The 19,710-nt window shown below is 60.1% G+C and carries 20 protein-coding genes, 1 tRNA gene and 1 CRISPR repeat array; of the genes, 19 read left to right on the forward strand and 2 right to left on the reverse strand.

The window, feature by feature from the left end:
• Positions 1 to 92 precede the first annotated feature (92 nt).
• Genes casA through cas2e form a run of 7 tightly spaced genes read left to right on the forward strand, consistent with a single transcriptional unit; the run spans position 93 to position 6,013 of the window.
• Positions 93 to 1,658, forward strand: coding sequence for a type I-E CRISPR-associated protein Cse1/CasA (gene casA / locus GBCGDNIH1_RS20970; RefSeq protein WP_011632395.1), 1,566 nt, complete (start codon positions 93 to 95; stop codon positions 1,656 to 1,658).
• The gene (gene casB, locus GBCGDNIH1_RS24880) at positions 1,645 to 2,217 is read left to right on the forward strand and encodes a type I-E CRISPR-associated protein Cse2/CasB (RefSeq protein WP_011632396.1); all 573 of its coding nucleotides are present in this window, start codon (positions 1,645 to 1,647) and stop codon (positions 2,215 to 2,217) included. Before casA ends, casB begins: the two co-directional genes overlap by 14 nt.
• On the forward strand, positions 2,210 to 3,370 hold the full coding sequence (gene cas7e / locus GBCGDNIH1_RS20975; RefSeq protein WP_011632397.1) for a type I-E CRISPR-associated protein Cas7/Cse4/CasC: 1,161 nt from the start codon (positions 2,210 to 2,212) through the stop codon (positions 3,368 to 3,370). The genes casB and cas7e overlap by 8 nt, the downstream gene beginning before the upstream one ends.
• Positions 3,337 to 4,074 (forward strand): type I-E CRISPR-associated protein Cas5/CasD, encoded by a 738-nt coding sequence (cas5e, locus tag GBCGDNIH1_RS20980; RefSeq protein WP_232449638.1) that lies wholly within the window; start codon positions 3,337 to 3,339, stop codon positions 4,072 to 4,074. Before cas7e ends, cas5e begins: the two co-directional genes overlap by 34 nt.
• The gene (locus GBCGDNIH1_RS20985; RefSeq protein ID WP_011632399.1) at positions 4,074 to 4,817 is read left to right on the forward strand and encodes a type I-E CRISPR-associated protein Cas6/Cse3/CasE; all 744 of its coding nucleotides are present in this window, start codon (positions 4,074 to 4,076) and stop codon (positions 4,815 to 4,817) included. Before cas5e ends, GBCGDNIH1_RS20985 begins: the two co-directional genes overlap by 1 nt.
• A gap of 3 nt (positions 4,818 to 4,820) precedes the next feature.
• Positions 4,821 to 5,720 (forward strand): type I-E CRISPR-associated endonuclease Cas1e, encoded by a 900-nt coding sequence (cas1e, locus tag GBCGDNIH1_RS20990; protein WP_011632400.1) that lies wholly within the window; start codon positions 4,821 to 4,823, stop codon positions 5,718 to 5,720.
• Positions 5,717 to 6,013, forward strand: a complete 297-nt coding sequence (gene cas2e / locus GBCGDNIH1_RS20995; protein WP_011632401.1) for a type I-E CRISPR-associated endoribonuclease Cas2e — start codon at positions 5,717 to 5,719, stop codon at positions 6,011 to 6,013. The genes cas1e and cas2e overlap by 4 nt, the downstream gene beginning before the upstream one ends.
• 59 nt (positions 6,014 to 6,072) lie before the next feature.
• Positions 6,073 to 7,747: a CRISPR direct-repeat array (repeat unit 28 nt; unit sequence GGTTCCTCCGCGTGCGCGGAGATAGACC).
• A gap of 19 nt (positions 7,748 to 7,766) precedes the next feature.
• On the opposite strand, the gene GBCGDNIH1_RS21000 is transcribed toward cas2e, so the two are convergent.
• A tRNA-Ser gene (locus GBCGDNIH1_RS21000) sits at positions 7,767 to 7,857 on the reverse strand.
• Between the two features lie 347 nt (positions 7,858 to 8,204).
• On the opposite strand from GBCGDNIH1_RS21000, the gene rplU reads away from it, so the two are divergent.
• From rplU to proB, 4 genes are all read left to right on the forward strand, one after another.
• Positions 8,205 to 8,519: a 50S ribosomal protein L21 gene (gene rplU, locus GBCGDNIH1_RS21005; protein ID WP_025287092.1), complete on the forward strand. Its 315-nt coding sequence runs from the start codon at positions 8,205 to 8,207 to the stop codon at positions 8,517 to 8,519.
• Between the two features lie 13 nt (positions 8,520 to 8,532).
• On the forward strand, positions 8,533 to 8,802 hold the full coding sequence (gene rpmA / locus GBCGDNIH1_RS21010) for a 50S ribosomal protein L27 (protein ID WP_011632406.1): 270 nt from the start codon (positions 8,533 to 8,535) through the stop codon (positions 8,800 to 8,802).
• Between the two features lie 164 nt (positions 8,803 to 8,966).
• The gene (gene obgE, locus GBCGDNIH1_RS21015) at positions 8,967 to 9,998 is read left to right on the forward strand and encodes a GTPase ObgE (protein WP_011632407.1); all 1,032 of its coding nucleotides are present in this window, start codon (positions 8,967 to 8,969) and stop codon (positions 9,996 to 9,998) included.
• The gene (proB, locus tag GBCGDNIH1_RS21020; RefSeq protein ID WP_011632408.1) at positions 9,995 to 11,140 is read left to right on the forward strand and encodes a glutamate 5-kinase; all 1,146 of its coding nucleotides are present in this window, start codon (positions 9,995 to 9,997) and stop codon (positions 11,138 to 11,140) included. Before obgE ends, proB begins: the two co-directional genes overlap by 4 nt.
• Before the next feature lie 12 nt (positions 11,141 to 11,152).
• Here the strand turns inward: proB and GBCGDNIH1_RS21025 are convergent, their stop codons facing one another.
• Positions 11,153 to 11,341 (reverse strand): hypothetical protein, encoded by a 189-nt coding sequence (locus tag GBCGDNIH1_RS21025; protein ID WP_011632409.1) that lies wholly within the window; start codon positions 11,339 to 11,341, stop codon positions 11,153 to 11,155.
• Positions 11,342 to 11,538: 197 nt separating this feature from the next.
• Here GBCGDNIH1_RS21025 and GBCGDNIH1_RS21030 point away from each other — a divergent pair, with 197 nt between their 5' ends.
• The 8 genes from GBCGDNIH1_RS21030 (at position 11,539) to GBCGDNIH1_RS21065 (ending at position 19,707) form a co-directional block, all read left to right on the forward strand.
• Positions 11,539 to 12,804, forward strand: coding sequence for a glutamate-5-semialdehyde dehydrogenase (locus GBCGDNIH1_RS21030; protein ID WP_050748453.1), 1,266 nt, complete (start codon positions 11,539 to 11,541; stop codon positions 12,802 to 12,804).
• Between the two features lie 3 nt (positions 12,805 to 12,807).
• The gene (locus tag GBCGDNIH1_RS21035) at positions 12,808 to 13,494 is read left to right on the forward strand and encodes a nicotinate-nucleotide adenylyltransferase (protein WP_011632411.1); all 687 of its coding nucleotides are present in this window, start codon (positions 12,808 to 12,810) and stop codon (positions 13,492 to 13,494) included.
• Positions 13,495 to 13,664: 170 nt separating this feature from the next.
• On the forward strand, positions 13,665 to 14,117 hold the full coding sequence (rsfS, locus tag GBCGDNIH1_RS21040; RefSeq protein WP_025318702.1) for a ribosome silencing factor: 453 nt from the start codon (positions 13,665 to 13,667) through the stop codon (positions 14,115 to 14,117).
• Positions 14,118 to 14,157: 40 nt separating this feature from the next.
• Entirely contained in the window at positions 14,158 to 14,631 is a 474-nt protein-coding gene (locus tag GBCGDNIH1_RS21045) for a 23S rRNA (pseudouridine(1915)-N(3))-methyltransferase RlmH (protein ID WP_011632413.1), read from the forward strand.
• 103 nt (positions 14,632 to 14,734) lie between these two features.
• Positions 14,735 to 16,273: a 2,3-bisphosphoglycerate-independent phosphoglycerate mutase gene (gpmI, locus tag GBCGDNIH1_RS21050; RefSeq protein WP_043452960.1), complete on the forward strand. Its 1,539-nt coding sequence runs from the start codon at positions 14,735 to 14,737 to the stop codon at positions 16,271 to 16,273.
• 107 nt (positions 16,274 to 16,380) lie between these two features.
• Positions 16,381 to 17,673 carry a murein hydrolase activator EnvC family protein gene (locus GBCGDNIH1_RS21055; RefSeq protein WP_050748454.1) on the forward strand — a complete coding sequence of 431 codons (1,293 nt, stop codon included), beginning with the start codon at positions 16,381 to 16,383 and terminating at the stop codon, positions 17,671 to 17,673.
• Between the two features lie 79 nt (positions 17,674 to 17,752).
• Positions 17,753 to 19,168 (forward strand): S41 family peptidase, encoded by a 1,416-nt coding sequence (locus tag GBCGDNIH1_RS21060; RefSeq protein WP_011632416.1) that lies wholly within the window; start codon positions 17,753 to 17,755, stop codon positions 19,166 to 19,168.
• Positions 19,169 to 19,185: 17 nt separating this feature from the next.
• Entirely contained in the window at positions 19,186 to 19,707 is a 522-nt protein-coding gene (locus GBCGDNIH1_RS21065) for an RNA pyrophosphohydrolase (RefSeq protein ID WP_025318698.1), read from the forward strand.
• Positions 19,708 to 19,710 lie beyond the last annotated feature (3 nt).

The following is a 19,710-nucleotide window of genomic DNA, read 5'->3' on the forward strand; positions in this document are numbered from 1 at the left end:
TCGTTTAAAAAAAATAAGCTTTCCCATTGTTAAATGGCTTGTCTTTCAGTCGTTTTGGCTAACCTCATATCCTCCTCATTCAGGTTGAATGAATGTATTGTCTTCTATCTCATCCTGTTTTTCGTGTTGTTACCAGAACTGAAACTCATGTTCTGACCCTGCCGGGTGCTCTGGCCGCATTGATGCTGGACAAAGTGGACAATTTTACTGGCCTGCGTCCGCATCAGCAACATGCATGGCATATGTTCCTGGCAGCGCTTGGGGCCATTGCGCTGCATCATGCCGATCAAAGCGCCATTCCCGAAACAGAGGGAGAATGGAAAGACCTGCTCCTTGACCTGACCAATCAGGCCGAGGAACCATGGTCATTGATTGTTGAGGATCTCTCAAAGCCTGCCTTTCTTCAGCCCCCGGTTCCTGAGGGGAAGCGCGAAGTACTGAAGAACACAGTTTATACACCGGATGCGCTGGATATTCTGATCACCGCAAAAAATTTTGATCTGAAGGCTGAAGTCGCTGTTGAAGCCGGGCTTGATGAATGGGTTTTTGCTCTGGTCAGCCTGCAAACAATGCAGGGTTATAGCGGGGCCACAAAATATGGAATTGCCCGCATGAATGGCGGGTTCTCTGCTCGCCCCTTTCTCGGCCTGGCACCTCCAAAAGGAGGAATTGGCGCTCACCTTCGCCGCGATATACGCGCCATGTTGGCCGGACGGGGCAAGCTGCTCGACATGTATCGGGATTATGATGATGAGGGCCTTGCGCTCCTTTGGTTGGAACCCTGGGATGGCAAGACCAGTCTATCACTCGATCAACTCGATCCATGGTTTATCGAAATCTGCCGCCGGGTTCGTCTGATTAAAGGGGCTGATCAGCCCATTGTCGCGCTTGCTGTTGGCTCCTCGGTCGCGCGTATCGAGGCCAAGGCCTGCAATGGAATCACTGGAGATTTCTGGGCACCAGTATATGACAGCGAAGGAAAATCTTTTTCTCTGGATGCACGAGGTTTTTCTTACCGGGTATTATGCAGACTTTTGTTCGGGGAAAAGAAGCAACGGGCTGCACGACTGCCCCAATCGATGCAGTTGCTACCCGATGAAACAGACATGATACTTGTGGCTCGTGGTATGGTACGCGGCCAAGGCAAAACAGAGGGTTTTCACGAGCGCATCATTCCAACACACCGACATATCGTCGATGCCATGAATGATGAAACCAAACGGCTTCAATTGGCGGAAATCGCTGATAAACAGGAGAAAGAGATTGCTTATATCGCATCCGCTTTGAGGCAGGGCTGCGCTATCGTATCTATTGGCGGCGCGAATAAAAAACCGTCAAAAGATGATTATGGTTGTGCGGCCCCTTATACAGATCGTCTGGAAGCCGAGGCCGACGCCTATTTCTTTACGACAATCCAGCAACGTTTCGAAGAAGGTGAGAACACTAAGATACCTTATCTGCGACACTTGATCCGCTATGCAGAACGCCTGCTTATTGACGCATCGGAGTCTATCGCCTGCCCCGTTCAAAACCGCTGGCGAGCGCGTGTTCGCGCGCCCCGTGCATTTCATGGTATGCTGTGGACTCAGAAAAGCCCTTTTGTAAACGACCGCACCTCGATTTTTCCTCCGAAAGAAGCGGCTGATGTCAGACAGTAAAAACCAGACCGAGCAGGATAGTGATCCGCTTATCTCCAAACTTTCCCTTGCATTGGCCAGATTGCCTCCCGGCAATCTGGCGTCCCTCCGGCGAGCGATTCCGGGCCATGGATGTCCAGAGTTCTGGAGAATTTTTTATAGCCAGAAACTTGATCAAGATCGCAAGTATAATGATCAAGCCTGGGAATGGGTGATGATTGCCATTGCACGGCTGACACCAACCGGGCAGCCACTTATACGCTCAGGAAACAAGGAAGACTTCAAATTAAGCGCCCATAATAGTGACATCTCACTGGGACAAGCCCTTTCTGATGCTAACGTTTCTGAAAAACGGTTTACTGGTCTTCTAAACGCCCCGTTCGTACAAAGGCGGGAGATGGTCATGAGGTTGGTTCACGTACTGTCAGCCGCGCGCGCACGTTTCAACATGAACGATATCGCACAGTTACTTGTGCAAGAGCATCATGATCCACGTGCCACCAATAATCCACTGCGCAAACTGGCTAAAGATTATTATCACGCTTCCGACGTAAAAGAGAAAGAGAAGGCCAATGCCTGAGCCACGTTTCCTTCAGATTCACAGTCTGCATAGCTACACGGCTTCTCTGCTGAACCGCGATGATAGCGGGCTGGCCAAGCGCCTTCCCTATGGCAGTGCTGTGCGAACCCGCATTTCCTCACAATGTCTGAAACGGCACTGGAGGATGGATGAAGGTACTTTTTCTCTCCATCGGATTGAAGGCGCGGAAGAAGCTGTTCGCTCGCGCGATCTGGTGACGAAGCGGCTGCGTGAGCCCCTTCAAGGAACCGTTGACGTCAACATTCTGAATGCGATCGAACCTGCTTTTCAAGCTGCTGTCTATGGGAAGAAAGGCGCCGATGACAAAAGTAGCCGCCAGCCTCTTCTGTTTGGCGCACCCGAACTACGTTATCTGGCCGAGCAGTTTACCCGTATTGCGACCTCTGCCACCGATCCAAAATCTGCCAAAGCCGCTGCAGAAGATTTCACAAAAGACAAATTATTTCAAAATACAATGAAGGCTATGCGGGATTCCGTATCTCTTCCCGGTGGCCTGACGTCTGCTTTGTTCGGGCGTATGGTGACCTCCGATCCCGAAGCGAACATCGATGCGCCAGTGCATGTGGCCCATGCTTTCACCACACATGCTGAACAGACGGAAAGCGACTATTTCGCCGTCGTCGATGATCTGGCAGGCGTCGAGGATACCGGGGCCGACCATATCGGTTCGACCGAACTGACCTCCGGCCTGTTTTACGGTTATGTCGTGATAGATGTTCCGACCCTGGTCTCCAACCTGACCGGTGTTGCTGCAAGCAACTGGCTTGCTGCTGATCGCAAGATGGCGGCTGAAGTGACAGCCTGTCTGATCGGCCAGATCGCTACGGTCTCGCCCGGTGCGAAACTCGGCTCCACCGCACCCTATGGCTATGCCACCACCATGCTGGTGGAGGCTGGGGACCGTCAGCCGCGTTCTCTGGCCGAAGCATTCCGTGATCCGGCCGAGCCAACCGTTAAAGATGCAGAAGATAAACTCCATCAAAAGCTCAAAGCCTTTGATGAAGCCTACCAAACCGGGGAAGACAGACGTCTTCTGTCATTGAGCAACGATCCGGGCATCAAAAATGTCAGCCGCACGTCTCTGCCGGAGCTGATGCAATGGGTGCGCGATACCATCCTGAAAGCCGCATGATGCGCTGGCTGGTGTTGCAATGGCGCGCACCGCTTGCAAGCTTCGGCGGGACGACCATCGATTCACGCGGTGTAACACGCGATTTTCCGGCTTTGTCGGCAGTCACCGGGCTGCTGGCCAATGCGCTCGGCCTTGATCGTACCGACACCACGCAGCTCGACCGGTTGCAGGAACGGATCGTGTTCGGGGCCAGACGCGAACAGGAACCACTGCTCGGGCGGATGACGGATTTTCAGACCGCCCTGCTCGGCAGCAATGATCGCGGCTGGACGACACGCGGTCGTGTCGAAGGACGCGACGGTGCCTCGAACGCAGAAGCCAGCACCCATATCCGCCAGCGCGATTATCACGCGGATATGCAAATGACTGTTGTGCTGCATCTTACCCATGCTGAAGAAGCTCCGACGCTGGATGATATTGCCAAAGCGCTGCTGAAACCGGCCCGCCCGCTGTTTTTCGGGCGCAAGCCGTGTCTGCCGGCAGATTATGTGCTCGCTGCCCAGGAAGAAAACAGATGGGTAGAAGCCGAAGATGCCAGAGCAGCACTGATCGCAATCCCCGGCGAGGGTCTGTTGCGTGCGCAATGGTCTGCTGCCCCCGGCAAGGGAAAGAGTCTCGCCGACCGACGTAACTGGCGCAGCGGGCTGCATGGCGGCACGCGACGCGTTGAGGAGGAACGGATTACCCCCGTTACACGACGCTGATGCTACATCTGATCCATCTGCCGATTGAGGCTCGCTCCTTTGCGCGTTGGGCCAGGGATCGTGGCTTCGGTCCGAAAGGCACTCAGGATAACGATGCGGTGCTGCATCATCTGCTGACGCAATTATTTGGCAGACAGATGCTTCAACCCTTTCGTGTGTTTACGCCGGAACAGGCCAACTGGTCCCTTTACGCCTACGCCAATCAGGACGCGACGACACTGGTGGAACAGGCGCGTTTCTCGATCACGCCGGACATGACGGAAGTTATCTCTCTGGAGCGTCTGCGCAGCAAGGCCATGCCAGACGCAAAACCGGGGCAGCGGATCGGCTTCGATGTCAGAATAAGGCCGGTCCGTCGCTCTGCCAAACAGCACGACCAGGAAAGCGAAAAAATGCAGGAACGTGACGCTTTCCTTGCAGAGGCGCTGCATAATCACGCTGACGACAAAACCGGTATGAAAAGCGCCAATCGCACCCGCGAGATGGTTTATCGCGAATGGCTGGCGGAGCGTATGCCATGGGCCACGCTGGAAACGGCACGACTGGCGCATTTCCAGCGTCGGCGCGTACTGCGCAACGGGAACGGTATCGAGGGGCCTGATGCAACGATTCACGGCACGATGATTATTGGTGATCCCGCGCAATTTTCTGAAGCCCTTCGAAAAGGCATTGGCAGACACAGCGCTTATGGGTATGGCATGATGATGCTGCGCCCACCGGATGCTCTTCCGCCGGATCGCTGATCGATGCTGAAGGGAAGGCTGGGACTTCACTCCTCCCGTATTCCTCACGCGGACCGTGCCGGCCTGCTGTATCTGGCGCGAGGGCAGTTGGTGGCACGAGATGGCACTCTCGCCTTCCTGCGCGGGCCGGAGGAAGACGAGACCTTGCCCAGCGGCGAATACGGTATTCCCGTGCAGAGTATCTCGATGATCCTGCTCGGTCCCGGCTCGACCGTCAGCCATGATGCGCTCCGTCTTCTCGCGCGTGCCGATACTGCTCTGGCAGCGGTGGGAGAGGATGGGGTGAGGCTTTATACAGCGCCTCCACTGGGGCCTGATCGCTCGGCTGTGGCACGGCGACAGGCAATCCTGTGGGCGGACCCCAAAAAACGGGTAGATGTCGCCCGGCGCATGTATGCATGGCGCCTTGGCGAAGTGTTGCCCCATCGGGATATCACCGTGCTGCGTGGAATCGAAGGTGCCCGGATGAAGGAGATTTACCGCCTCGCTGCGCAACGTGCCGGTATTGTATGGCATGGCCGACGCTATGATCGTGCCAATCCGACTGCCGCCGATCTGCCCAATCAAGCCCTGAACCACGCCGCCACAGCAATGGAAGCCGCAGCTGCCATTGCATGCGCGGCAGTGGGGGCCATTCCTCAGCTGGGCTTTATCCATGAAGACCCTGGCCAGTCTCTGGTGCTTGATATTTCCGATCTGTTTCGGGACACCGTAACCATCCCAACCGCTTTCGCTGCAGCGAAGTTGGCCGAACGGGGTCATGAAAATATCGAACGTCTCACCCGACGCCAGACTGGACGCGTTCTGGCAGAACGCTCCGTCATTCCAAAAATGATCGAGCGACTCAAACAACTTTTCGAAAAAGAAACGGAGGCCATCCCATTTCTCGAGGATGATGAATGATGCCAGCCACTCTGGTCATTACAAGAGATGTGGAAGCACGCTATCGCGGCTATCTGACCTCGATCATGCTGGAGCTTTCTGCTGGCGTTTATCTGTCTCCCCAACTATCCTCGGCGGTGCGTGAGCGCACCTGGGCGGTGCTGTCGGAATGGCATTCCGAACTGCGCCGTGGTGCTATCGTGCTGGCATGGCCCGATGCCAAATCCCCCGGAGGCATGGCAATCCGCACCCTTGGCGACGCTCCCAAGGAGATTGTCGATGCCGACGGGGTGCTGCTCGTTCGGAAAAGTTAATTTTAGAAACATATCGTTCTTTAATATTGTCAATAAGTATCAATGTGTTATAGGTAAGAGGTTCCTCCGCGTGCGCGGAGATAGACCCTTTCCACCAGGCCGCCAGAGGGCGTTACCCCCGGTTCCTCCGCGTGCGCGGAGATAGACCCATTGCTCCGGCATCCTGTTCCGCGGTAATTGCGGTTCCTCCGCGTGCGCGGAGATAGACCTTGTCTGCTAATTTGGCGGATGAGTTTATTAAGGGTTCCTCCGCGTGCGCGGAGATAGACCCTGCGCATATCTATTAAATCCTGCTGCTGATTAGGTTCCTCCGCGTGCGCGGAGATAGACCCCCCGCCGGGTTTTCCGACAGCAGTCCACGGGAGGTTCCTCCGCGTGCGCGGAGATAGACCCTGTGAACGTTTTTAGATTTTCTGCCTCGGCCAGGTTCCTCCGCGTGCGCGGAGATAGACCCGAGACCGTGCCGCGACGACACGCCACAATGCCGGTTCCTCCGCGTGCGCGGAGATAGACCCGCGGCTGGCCGTCTCTATCGCCTGGTGGTCAAGGTTCCTCCGCGTGCGCGGAGATAGACCGAGTTTCATCGGCTTCAGCGGCCCGCATTTCGCGGTTCCTCCGCGTGCGCGGAGATAGACCGTGGCTGCCACTTCGGCTGACCGCACATTGAGCGGTTCCTCCGCGTGCGCGGAGATAGACCCCCCACACGTTCGCGCCCGCCACGCCGTAGACAGGTTCCTCCGCGTGCGCGGAGATAGACCTCGCTGCGCTCATAGTGAGCGACAGCGCCTGTTGGTTCCTCCGCGTGCGCGGAGATAGACCCGTCCGAACAGACGCTGCGTCAAACGCCAGTGTGGTTCCTCCGCGTGCGCGGAGATAGACCCTGGATATCCTCGGCCGAGATCGCATGCTCTTCGGTTCCTCCGCGTGCGCGGAGATAGACCATTCCCGCTGTGGTGGACGCCGTTGTTTCTCTGGGTTCCTCCGCGTGCGCGGAGATAGACCGATCGCCATTCAATGGCCGCCAGAAATAGGCCCGGTTCCTCCGCGTGCGCGGAGATAGACCCCATGCAGAATGATGCACCTATGGAGGCCCTCGGGTTCCTCCGCGTGCGCGGAGATAGACCTTACCGCCCCTGTTCCAGTACTGTTCTGTATCGGGTTCCTCCGCGTGCGCGGAGATAGACCTTTATCAAAATCGGTGCGGAGCTTCGGAAGCGCGGTTCCTCCGCGTGCGCGGAGATAGACCCCGGTTCCCCCGGATTTTTGCCATTTTTGCATGGGTTCCTCCGCGTGCGCGGAGATAGACCGCCAGAGAAAAATCTCTGTCTTTAAAAAGAGCAGGTTCCTCCGCGTGCGCGGAGATAGACCTGGTCTTCAGCTGGCTGGGGCAGTGCTACGATCGGTTCCTCCGCGTGCGCGGAGATAGACCTTTTTCAATCGCGCCCGACCTGCCCCTGTAAAGGGTTCCTCCGCGTGCGCGGAGATAGACCCTGCGTCTGCTCACTCTGCGCGTTCTGGCCCAAGGTTCCTCCGCGTGCGCGGAGATAGACCCACCACGCGCGTTTTGCCGCCCTTGCCGAACACGGTTCCTCCGCGTGCGCGGAGATAGACCCGACCCGAATATAGTTCTCACTCAGTTACATCAGGTTCCTCCGCGTGCGCGGAGATAGACCCTGATCGCTGGAAAGTCAGCGCCGCACCGTCGAGGTTCCTCCGCGTGCGCGGAGATAGATTCTCGGCAATGTCTGCGAGATGGCGGAGAGGGTGGGATTCGAACCCACGGTACCCTTTAGGGGCACAACGGTTTTCGAGACCGTCACCTTCGGCCACTCGGTCACCTCTCCGTTCGGGGTCTCTTAGAGCAGGCGAAAGCCCGCGCCAAGAGGCTGTAGCAGAAAGATGCCCCCTTACCTTCCGGCCCGGTTCCATCCAGCCCGAGCCCGAATCGAAGCCACGGCAAGCGAGAAGCCCCTATACCCGCTGAGCAAACACCTCCTTCGGGCTGCCGGCACGGCAGATATTTCATGAAAATGGGAGCCATGCCGCAAGGAATGTTTGACTTGTGGCGTATGACCGGTATAACCCGCGCCTCTCGGCCGCCGTGCCTCCCGCTTGTCGGGGTGTTCGGAGGCCGCTCGGCGTTGACGGGATGGCTCCGTCGTCGCGGAGCCAGCATTTGGGACCAGAAGCGATGTTCGCAGTTATCCGCACTGGCGGAAAGCAATACCGTGTTACCCCGAACGCCGTGCTGAAGGTGGAAAAGCTTGAGGCCGAGCCGGGCAGCACCATCACCTTCACGGACGTGCTCGCAGTGGGCGGGGAAGGCAATCTGACGATCGGTGCGCCCGTTGTGGCCGGCGCCAGCGTCACGGCGACAGTGATCGCCCAGGATCGCCTTGATAAAATTGTGGTGTTCAAGAAGCGCCGCCGGCAGAACAGCCGCCGCAAGAATGGCCATCGCCAGCACGTCACTGTGCTGCGCGTCGGCGATATCGTCGCGGCCTGAGGAGGTTTGATCCATGGCACATAAAAAGGCAGGCGGTTCATCCCGCAACGGGCGCGATACGGAAGGTCGTCGCCTGGGTGTCAAGAAATTCGGTGGCGAAAGCGTCGTGGCCGGTAACATCATCGTCCGCCAGCGCGGCACGAAGGTTCAGGCCGGCCCGAATGTCGGCGTTGGTCGTGACCACACCCTGTTCGCGCTGACCGACGGGCATGTGAAGTTCCTGCGCCGCGCCGAAGGCCGCGTGCAGGTTGCGGTGACTCCGCTGGCGATCGCTGCCGAGTAAAGCGCCGCCCTCCCTCCACGGCCATCCGGTCAGGGGGAAGCAGATCAAAGGGGCCGGCGCAAGCTGGCCCCTTTTTGCGTCGCCTCGTATGGCCCTTCAGGCACTATGCGTGGCAGCCCCCTACCTTCCCCTTTGGCCCCCTTTGGCAGACGAGCCGCACACCGATGAAATTTCTCGATCAGGCCAAAATCTACGTCAAATCAGGCGATGGCGGTGACGGCGTCATTGCCTTCCGGCGCGAGAAATATATCGAGTTCGGGGGCCCTGACGGCGGCAATGGTGGCCGTGGCGGCGACATTATTGTCGAGGCCGTGGCCAATCTGAATACGCTGATCGATTTTCGCTACACCCAGCATTTCCGCGCACCGAAAGGCGGCAACGGAGCTGGTTCCGACCGGACCGGTGCCGCCGCCCCGGATGTGCTGATCAAGGTGCCGGTCGGAACCCAGATTCTGGAAGATGACAGGGAAACGCTGATTGCCGATCTGGACGTGCCGGGCAAGCGCATCACCCTGTGCCGTGGCGGGGATGGAGGGCATGGCAATGCCCATTTCAAATCCTCCACCAACCGCGCCCCTCGTCGCGCCGATAAAGGCTGGCCGGGCGAGGAACGCTGGGTCTGGCTGCGGCTGAAACTGATCGCCGATGCCGGGCTGGTCGGACTGCCCAATGCCGGCAAATCCACCTTCCTGTCTGTTGTCTCCGCCGCCAGACCGAAAATCGCCGATTATCCGTTCACCACCCTGCATCCTCAGCTTGGCGTGGTGCGGCTGTCGCTTCAGGAAGAATTTGTGCTGGCCGATATTCCCGGTCTGATCGAGGGCGCCCATGAAGGAGCCGGGCTGGGCGACCGCTTTCTGGGCCATGTGGAGCGCTGCGCCGTGCTGATCCATCTGATCGATGGCGCTGCTGGGGATGTGGTCAAGGCGTGGCGTACCGTGCGGGAGGAAATGGAAGGCTATGGTGGTGGCCTGACCGAAAAGCCGGAAATCATCGTCCTGAATAAATGCGACGGCATGACCCCGCGCGAAGCCTCTGCCCGCCGCTCCGCCCTTGCCAAAGCCAGCGGACAGACCGTAACCGTTATCTCCGGCGTGACAGGGGAAGGCGTACAACCTCTGCTGCGACAGGTTATGACCTATGTTGCACAGTCGCGGGAAGAGCGCAGGAAAGCCATGTCCGGCACCTCCGCATGAGCGGTAGCGGTCATGAGCAGGATGAAGCCCTGCCCCGGCTGACCACTGCGCGCCGTCTAGTCATCAAGCTGGGCAGTGCTCTGGTGGTGGATAGCAAGGCCGCCACTCCCCGCATCGAGTGGCTGCGGGGGGTCGCTGCGGATATTGCCATGCTGCGCCGTCAGGGTGTGCAGGTGATCGTGGTCTCATCCGGGGCCATAGCGCTGGCACGACAGGCACTGAAACTCACTCAGCCCCGGCTGCGTCTGGAGGAAAAACAGGCGGCTGCTTCGGTCGGCCAGATCCGTCTGGCACAGGCATGGAGCGAGGCGCTCTCCGCGGAGGGCATGACCGCCGCCCAGCTTCTGCTGACGCTCGGCGATACCGAGGATCGCCGCCGTTACCTCAATGCCCGCGCCACGCTATCGGCCCTGCTGGGCATGGGGTGTGTGCCGGTCATCAACGAGAATGACAGCGTGGCCACAGCGGAAATCCGCTTTGGCGACAATGACCGTCTGGCCGCCCGCGTGGCCGAAATGGTGCAGGCCGATCAATTGGTCCTGCTGTCGGACATAGACGGGCTTTATACGGCTGATCCACGGCGTGATCCAGAAGCCAGCCATCTGCCGGTGGTCCGGGCCATCACGCCGGAGATCGAGGCCATGGGCGGAGAGCCTCCCCCCGGTTATTCCAGCGGCGGCATGCGGACCAAGCTGACCGCGGCCCGCATTGCAACCGGGGCCGGATGCGCCATGGCGATTGCGCTGGGGCATACCGATCATCCGCTCCGTGCACTGGCGGAGGGGGCGCGCTGCACATGGTTCCTGCCGCTGCCAGAGGGGCGCACGGCCCGCAAACGCTGGATTGCCGGCAGCCTGCAACCGATGGGCACACTGACAGTTGATGACGGTGCCCGCCGCGCACTCCTGCGGGGTGGCTCCCTGCTGCCAGCCGGAGTCGTCTCTGTCGATGGCCGATTTGAGCGCGGTGACCCCGTGCTGGTACAAGGACTTGATGGCACTGTGCTGGCAAGGGGCCTGTCCGCCTATGCCAGCAGGGACGCCTCCCGAATTGTCGGACGACGCTCGGAGGATATCGAATCCATCCTCGGCTGGCGTGGCCGGGACGAACTGGTCCATCGGGATGATCTTGTTCTGATATGATCAGATCAATTATCAGTGATATTCCATGATCTCCTTCGATTCCACGACACATTCCTCCTTCAACGCCATCAAGGCCGCCTGTATCAGCTCTCGTGTCAAAGGCACGGGAAGAAATGCAAGCAGCTTTTCGACATTGCGGAGGGTATAGAGTGCCGTTTCATAAACATGCTCTTCATCCAGACTTTTTGTATGCATGGCCATCAGCGCCTCCGTTTGTCAGGCTTGTGCGCAGTATCATGAACGATAGGGCGTCAGCCTGTGTCTTCTGGTCAGACAGCATGGTTGCTTTCCGGCCCGAGCGCTAATTAAATCCTCGCATTGTTTTGCTGTGCATTCTTGCAACCGAACAAAAAAATGAGCTGAATATAACCAGTCGTTGCATAACGGAACTTGAAGCAATGCTTGATGGCGTATCGGAAACAGCACAGCAATGGATCGCACAAGCAGGCCGCTCTGCACGCATGGCTTCTTCCGTGCTGGCCCGGGTGCCACATGAGGCAAGGCAGAATGCTCTTCGTCAGGCGGCATCGGCTCTGCGTGATGAGGAAGCCGCCATACTGGCTGCCAATGCCATTGACCTTGAACGCTCCAATGCCAGCGCTGCGTTCCGTGACCGTTTAACCCTGACCAGATCGCGCGTTGCCGCTATGGCTGACGGGCTGGAACAGATTGCCGATCTTCCTGACCCGCTCTCCCGCGTGTTGTCGGAATGGGAACGCCCGAACGGACTGCGGATCCGTCGTATTGCGGCGCCGATCGGCGTGATCGGTATGATTTACGAAAGCCGCCCGAATGTCGGGGCGGACGCGGCAGGCATCGCCATTAAATCAGGCAATGCTGTGCTGCTGCGCGGCGGGTCCGAAAGTCAGCATAGCGCACGCGCCATTCATAAGGCCATGCAGGCCGGCCTGCGCAAGGCGGGATTACCGGAAGAGGCCGTGCAGATTGCTCCCGACACCGACCGTGCTTATGTCGCGGCGATGCTGGCAGGCAATCAGGTACTGGACCTCATTATTCCACGCGGCGGCAAATCGCTGGTCGAGCGTGTGCAGAAAGAGGCCAGAGTTCCCGTTCTGGCGCATGCGGAAGGGCTGTGTCACACCTATATCCATAAGGCAGCCGATCGTGAAAAAGCCCGTTCCATACTGGCGAATGCAAAAATGCGACGCACCGGAATCTGTGGTGCGACCGAAACCCTTTTGATTGATGCGGCTATTGCGGGATCTCTACTGCCGGTTCTGGTCGAGGATCTGTCGGCCCTCGGCTGCACTTTCCGCGCGGATGACGCTGCGCGTGCGATTATGCCGGGTTTACCTGCTGCCAGTGATGCGGATTTCGATACGGAATGGCTGGATGCCATTCTGTCCATCAAGGTCGTGGATGGAATTGACGCAGCCCTGGCTCACATCGCCCGCCATGGCAGCGAACATACTGAGGCCATCATCACCGAAGATGAGGCGGCAGCAGAGTATTTTCTGTCCCATGTGCAATCGGCGGTTGCCATGTGGAATGCCTCCACCCAGTTCTGCGATGGTGGAGAATTCGGGTTTGGAGCCGAAATCGGGATTGCCACCGGACGTATCCATGCACGCGGCCCGGTCGGGCCGGAGCAGCTGACCACCTACCGATATCTGGTGCTTGGTAACGGCCAGATCAGACCCTGATCCTTGCCGCATTTTTCTTCCACACCCGTGACCGATCCATTACCAAGATTCGGGGATCGTCGGCGCATACGGATCGGGTTGCTCGGTGGATCGTTCAATCCAGCCCATGCCGGACATGCGTTGATTGCCCGGCATTTCCGGCAGAAGCTACGACTGCATCAGGTGTGGCTGATGGTCTCCCCCGGCAATCCGCTCAAATCCGGGGAGGATATGGCACCGCTGGCGGCCCGGCTTGCTTCTGCCCGGGCCATTGCTGATGGACGCCATATCATTGCCACAACCATCGAAAGCCGTCTCGGCACACGCTACACCGCCGATACACTTGCCAGATTGCGCACCCTGTTTCCATGCGCCCGCTTTGTCTGGCTGATGGGCGCAGATAATCTGACCGGGTTCCCGCGCTGGCGGGACTGGCGTGGGATTGCCGCCGACTGGCCTTTCGCCGTTCACCCTCGCCCAGGCTACACCGCACGCGCCTTGTCCGGACAAGCGGCCAGCGTCCTGCGCCGCTATCGGCGTCCGGAGCGGGAGGCACCTTTGCTGGCCGATCTGCCGCCCCCGGCCTGGATGATGCTGCGTCTCCCGCAAAGTCCGCTCTCCGCCACCCAGATCCGGGCGGGCTTCAACCACACCCTGACCGGCCTACCCTCGACAGCGCGGGCGGAAAGTGGCCCGGCGGAAAGCAGATAGGCCCCATTCGAGTGCGTCAATGGCCGAGGCCATGCAGTTCTGGTAGAGACCATCCGGTAAACAGCGTCACCAGCCTGGAGTCCAAGACCATCGCCCGCAAGCCAATCACGGATGGTACCGAATCATCCAAGAGCCGCCGCACCAGCCCCCGCACGGTGACGGCCCCGAACATGGCGGTCAGCCCCGGTTCCCCCCGCAAAAAAGCTGCTGCCGCCGGCCCCCGTGCCGCTGCCGCGAAAGCGCCGGAAGCAAAGGATCAGGCCGTTGCGGCCAGGGAAAGACTGGACGCCATCCAGGCCGTGATCATCGAAAGTCTGGAGGACGACAAGGCCGAGGACATTATGACCCTCGACCTTGCCGGACGCGCCGCCTTCACGGATCGTATGATCATCGCCACCGGGCTGGCGGATCGTCAGATTTCCGCCATGGCCATGCATCTGCAACAGAAGCTGCGCGATGCCGGAGTCGGGCGCGTACCGGTCGAAGGTGCGGGCGGCTCCGACTGGGTGCTGATCGACGCCGGCGACATCGTGGTCCATCTGTTCAAACCGGAGGCGCGTGCGCTGTACAGGCTTGAAAAAATGTGGAGCGCGGAACTGGATGATGCAGAGAGCGATGCCTGATCCGGCATCCTCCCATCCCTGACCAGCGGCTCCTGGTGCCATGACAGCGCCCTGGCGGATCATTGCGGTCGGACGCATGCGCGGCAGTGAGGAAGAAGCGCTGTTCCAGCGCTACGCCGCACGATTGCGCCCAGCCCTGACGGTAACGGAAATCGCGGAAGCGCGCGGCAGCACCGCTGAAATCCGCCGGCGGGAAACATCCGCCCTGCTGGCAGCCCTCCCCCCCGCCTGCATTGTGGTCGCCATGGATCTGGGCGGCCGCGCCCATGACAGTGAGGCTTTGGCCACGCTCGCCCGGCGCTGGCGGGAACAACCATTGCCTGTCTGCTTCATGATCGGCGGGGCGGAAGGTCTGGAGCAGCCGGTGCTGGATCGGGCCGATCATGTGCTGTCACTCGGGCCGATGACCTGGCCTCATCTGCTGGTGCGGCCTCTGCTGGCGGAACAGCTCTACCGGGCGCAGGCCATCGCCACCAATCACCCCTACCATCGCACAGGGCGGCCATCCGGATAATGACGATGCCCCACTGATCAACACGCCCGATATTGATAACTGGCTGCCCTTGAAGCGACAGCCTGCCTCCGCTACCCCTCCTGCAGAGCCGGAGACCGAACCGATGTCAGCATCGCCGCCGCCCAGACCTGTCATGCTCGTTATTCTCGACGGGTGGGGCTGGCGTGAAGAGCGGAATGACAATGCGATCCGGCTTGCCCGTACTCCCGCGTTTGATCGGCTGTGGAACAGTGCACCGACCACGTTCCTGCGTACATCCGGCCTTGATGTCGGTCTGCCGGATGGGCAGATGGGCAATTCCGAAGTCGGGCACATGAATATCGGCGCAGGCCGGGTGGTCATGCAGGAACTGCCGAGGATTGATGCCGCGCTGCAGGATGGCAGCGTCAACGATCTGCCCGCCCTGCGCGATTTCATCACGGCCCTGCGTCAATCAGGGGGCACCTGCCATCTGTTTGGCCTCGTCTCCGATGGTGGTGTGCACGCGCATCAGGATCACGGCGCCGCTCTGGCGCAGATTCTGACGCGGGCCGGCATTCGCGTGGCGGTGCATGCCTTTACCGATGGGCGCGACACGCCACCCGCCTCGGCCCGACGCTTCCTGACCAAATTTCTGCCCGCCCTGCCGGAAGGCGCCACACTGGCCACGCTGTGCGGACGATTTTACGCCATGGATCGCGACAATCGCTGGGACCGGGTCGAAAAAGCCTATCGCATGATGGTCGACGCCGAAGGCGAGCGCTACAGCGATCCGTGTGACGCCATTACCGACGCCTATGCCCGCGAATTCTCCGATGAATTCATCCGGCCGGCCGTATTCGGTGACTATGCCGGAATGAAAGACGGCGATGGCTTGCTCTGCTTCAATTTTCGTTCCGACCGGGTACGGGAATTGCTGACCGCGCTGCTCGACCCTGCGTTTCAGGGCTTTGAGCGTCCCCGCTTCCTGCATTTCTCCGGCGCGCTGGGCATGACACGCTACAGCACCGAGCTTGAATCCCTGATGCAGACGCTGTTTCCATTTCAGGAAATGACCAATCTGCTGGGTCATGTCGTCTCGGCGGCGGGCAAGCGGCAACTACGCATGGCGGAGACCGAGAAATACCCGCATGTCACCTACTTCCTCAATGGCGGCGAGGAAGAAGTACTGGAGAACGAGGATCGGATCATGGTCCCCTCCCCCAAAGTTGCGACCTATGATCTGAAGCCGGAAATGTCGGCGCCGGAGCTGACTGAAAAAGCCGTCACCGCCATCGGCAGCGGGCAGTACGATCTGATCGTGCTGAATTTCGCCAATCCTGATATGGTCGGCCACACCGGCAGTCTGGAAGCCGCGATCCGCGCTGTGGAAACGGTGGATACCGGACTTGGCCGAATCGTGGACGCCATCACGGCGGTCGGAGGCGCCTTGTTCGTGACCGCCGATCATGGCAATTGCGAATTGATGCGCGACCCTGATACAGGCGGCCCGCACACGGCGCACACCACCAATCTTGTGCCCGCTTTGCTGTATGATTCCTCGGCACCCATCGGTACGCGACGCCTGACCAGCGGCAAGCTTGCCGATATTGCGCCCACCCTGCTGGACCTGATGCAACTGCCACAGCCGCCCGAGATGACGGGCCAGTCTCTTCTGGCTTGACGCAGGACCGGAAAGAGTCAGCCTCTGCCCTCGCCTCCTGCCGGGCGGGGTGGTACCAGAAATGGTCTGGTATACTGCCCGCCCTGGTGACGGCCTGCATAATCGCCATGATGCCGTATGGGCCGGCTCTGGCGGTAAAACGGCGCTCCCCTGCCCATACGGCCCCACCCTCTGGCACCCCCGCTGGCACCTCCCCGGCCAGCCCGGAACAGGCTCAGGCAGCGCTCAACCGTGCCGAGCATGAGCGCGCCAGGCAGGAGGCCGCCCGCAAACGGGCCGAGCAGGAAGCCGCCATCGCCGCGCAGCAGGAGGCCAAAATCGCGGAGGCCCGCGCCGCTGCCGCCATACACCTCCGTGAGGCCGACGAAGCCGTCGCCGCCATTGCGGATCGCATGGCCGATCTGGCCCGGCAACGACAGGCAGCAGAAAAAACCCTTGCCGCCCGCGCCGCCGATCTCGCCCCGATGCTGCCGCTGATCGAACGGTTGTCGCTTTATCCGGCGGAGACCTTGCTGGCAGTGCCGGAGCCGCCCGAACGCGCCCTGCGTGGTCTGTTGGTGTTGCAGGGGCTGAGCCGCCAGCTGGAAGAAAGCGCTCAGGCTTTGCGTGCCGAACGGGCCAAAGTGGATGCACTCGCCGCTTCCATCCGGAAAGAAGCGTCCACCCTGGCCGAGGCTCAGGCGCGGCAGAAAACCGAGGCCCACACTCTGGATGAAAAACTGGCCTCTATCCGCTCTGAAATCCGCTCCGCCCGCAATGCCGCCGCCGAGGCCGCACAGCAGGCGGCAGCCTCGGCACAGAAAGCCGATTCGCTGCGGGATGTCATTGCCCGGCTGGAAGAAGCCCGCCGGCAGGAGGAAGCAAAAGCAGCCGCCGAAGCAAGACGCGCCGAAAAGGCCAGACAGCAGCAGGCCGCCGATCAGGCCCGTCAAAAAGAGGCCGAAATCGCCGCACCAGCAGGACCAGGCTTGAGCGAACAGACTGCCTCCCCTCCTCCTTCCGGTCGATCAGGTACCGGCGGCATGCCGGTGGCGGGTACGCTGGTGCGTACCTTCGGTGCCCCGTCAGAAGCTGGCGGCAGCGCTTCCGGCATGACATTCAGTACCGCACCGCAAGCCCGGGTGCTGGCCCCCTGTGAGGGGCGGGTCGTCTTTGCCGGTCCATTCCGCAGCTATGGCCAGCTGGTCATTCTGGATTGCGGGCGGCGCTATCATTTCGTGTTGGCAGGCATGGAAAAACTGGATGCCAGCGTGGGGCGGCATGTAGCACCGGGGGAGCCGATCGGGCAGATGGCAGGATGGGATCCGGCAGCCTCCGCAGCCGCCCGGCCCCAACTTTATGTGGAGTTGAGACATGAAGGTTCGGCAATAGACCCTCGCCCATGGTTGCGAGGGCGCTGATGACGCGGCAAGCTGTCACACAGAGACTGACTGAATCACGGCTGACCCTGCGCAGGGGTGGCCCAGAGGAAACACGGACATGAAATTCCGCACCGGCCTGATGATCGGCGCTGCCTTCCTTGCTGGCGTCGGTGCAGGGCCTGCATCGACACTCATTGCCCGGCATGCCGGAATCGCATCCGCCTTCGCGGAAGAAAGCGACAGCAGTGACACCTATCGCCTGCTGACCCTGTTCGGCGATGTGTTCGAGCGCATCCGGGCCGAGTATGTGGAGCCGGTCAAGGATAAGGATCTGATCGAAAATGCCATCAACGGCATGCTGACCGGCCTCGATCCGCACAGCTCCTACATGAATGCCAAGGCATTCCGTGACATGCAGGTCCAGACGCATGGAGAATTCGGCGGGCTTGGGCTGGAAGTGACGCAGGATAACGGCTTCGTCAAAGTCATCAGCCCGATCGACGATACCCCCGCCAGCCGCGCCGGAATCAAGGCAGGCGATCTGATCCTGACCATTGACGGCCATTCAGTACAGGGCCTGACCCTGAACGAGGCAGTCGATAAAATGCGTGGTGCTCCGGGCAGCAGCATCAAGCTGACCATCAAGCGCGCCAATGTCGACAAACCCATCAACGTGACCCTGACGCGGGAAGTCATCCATATTCAGGTGGTGAAAGACCGTCTGGAGGCAGGCAACATCGCCTATATTCGGCTGACCCAGTTCAATGAGCAGAGCGACCCAGCGCTGCGTGCCGCCTTCACCAAGCTCCAGAAGCAGGCAGGCGGCAAACTGCGCGGCGTCATCCTCGATCTGCGCAACAATCCGGGCGGTCTGCTGGATCAGGCGGTCGCGGTCTCCGACGATTTCCTGAACCATGGCGAGATCGTTTCCACCCGCGCCCGTCATACGGAAGACAGTAATCGCTGGAATGCCAAGGAAGGCGACATTACTGGCGGTCTGCCGGTGGTGGTGCTGACAAATGGGGGGTCCGCCTCTGCCAGCGAGATCGTCAGCGGCGCGTTGCAGGACCATCACCGCGCCATCATCCTCGGTACCCGTACCTTCGGCAAAGGCTCCGTGCAGACTGTGATTCCGCTGCCGGGCAACGGCGCGATGCGCCTGACCACCGCGCGTTACTACACACCTTCCGGGCGCTCCATTCAGGGTCTGGGTATCCAGCCAGACGTGCCGGTCGCTTTCACCCGGACCGAGGAGCCGCATTTCCTGCCCGACCGTGAGGCCGATCTGAACCATGCCATCACCAATAGCGGCGGCACCACCGACAAGGCCGCGCCACGCACCGATATGCCCGCGATGGTGCATAATGTGCCGACCCTGCCGCCGGAAAACTGGCCGAAATTCGATCCCGCCAAGCCGGATACCGATTTCCAGCTGCATGAAGCCATTGAGGTGGTAAAGGCGATGGCCCAACAGAAAGCTGGCCAGAGCAGCGATTCCAATGCGGGCGACGCCAAATCCGGTAAGGCGAACTGAAGGAGTCTGTGCCGGTCATGACGAAAACCTCGCCGGAAGCACTCTCCGCCTTGCGGGAGAGGCTTCCCTATCGCCCCAATGTCGGCGCGGCCCTGTTCGCGCCGGACGGGCGCGTGCTGGTCGCACGACGCGCCGATCTGGCCCATGTCTCGGAAACAGTGTGGCAGATGCCGCAGGGTGGCATTGATCCCGGTGAGGATCCACACACCGCCGTGCTACGGGAATTGAAAGAAGAAATCGGCACCGATCACGCTGAAATCATCGGCGAGCATCCGGACTGGATCGCGTATGATCTGCCCGATCATTTGCTTGGCCGTGCGCTGGGCGGGCGGTTTCGTGGGCAGCGACAACGCTGGTACGCGCTGCGTTTCCTCGGCACGGAGGCTGATATTCGTCTGGATGCCGACCCGCATATCGAATTCGACGCCTGGCGCTGGGCAAAGCTGGAAGAGCTTCCTGCCCTTGCGCCCGAATTCAAGCGCCCGGTCTATGCCACGCTGGCGGCATCCTTTGCACGGTTTGGGCAGGGATGGGCCTGACCT

The sequence above is a fragment of the Granulibacter bethesdensis CGDNIH1 genome (genome assembly GCF_000014285.2).
Lineage (GTDB): Bacteria > Pseudomonadota > Alphaproteobacteria > Acetobacterales > Acetobacteraceae > Granulibacter > Granulibacter bethesdensis.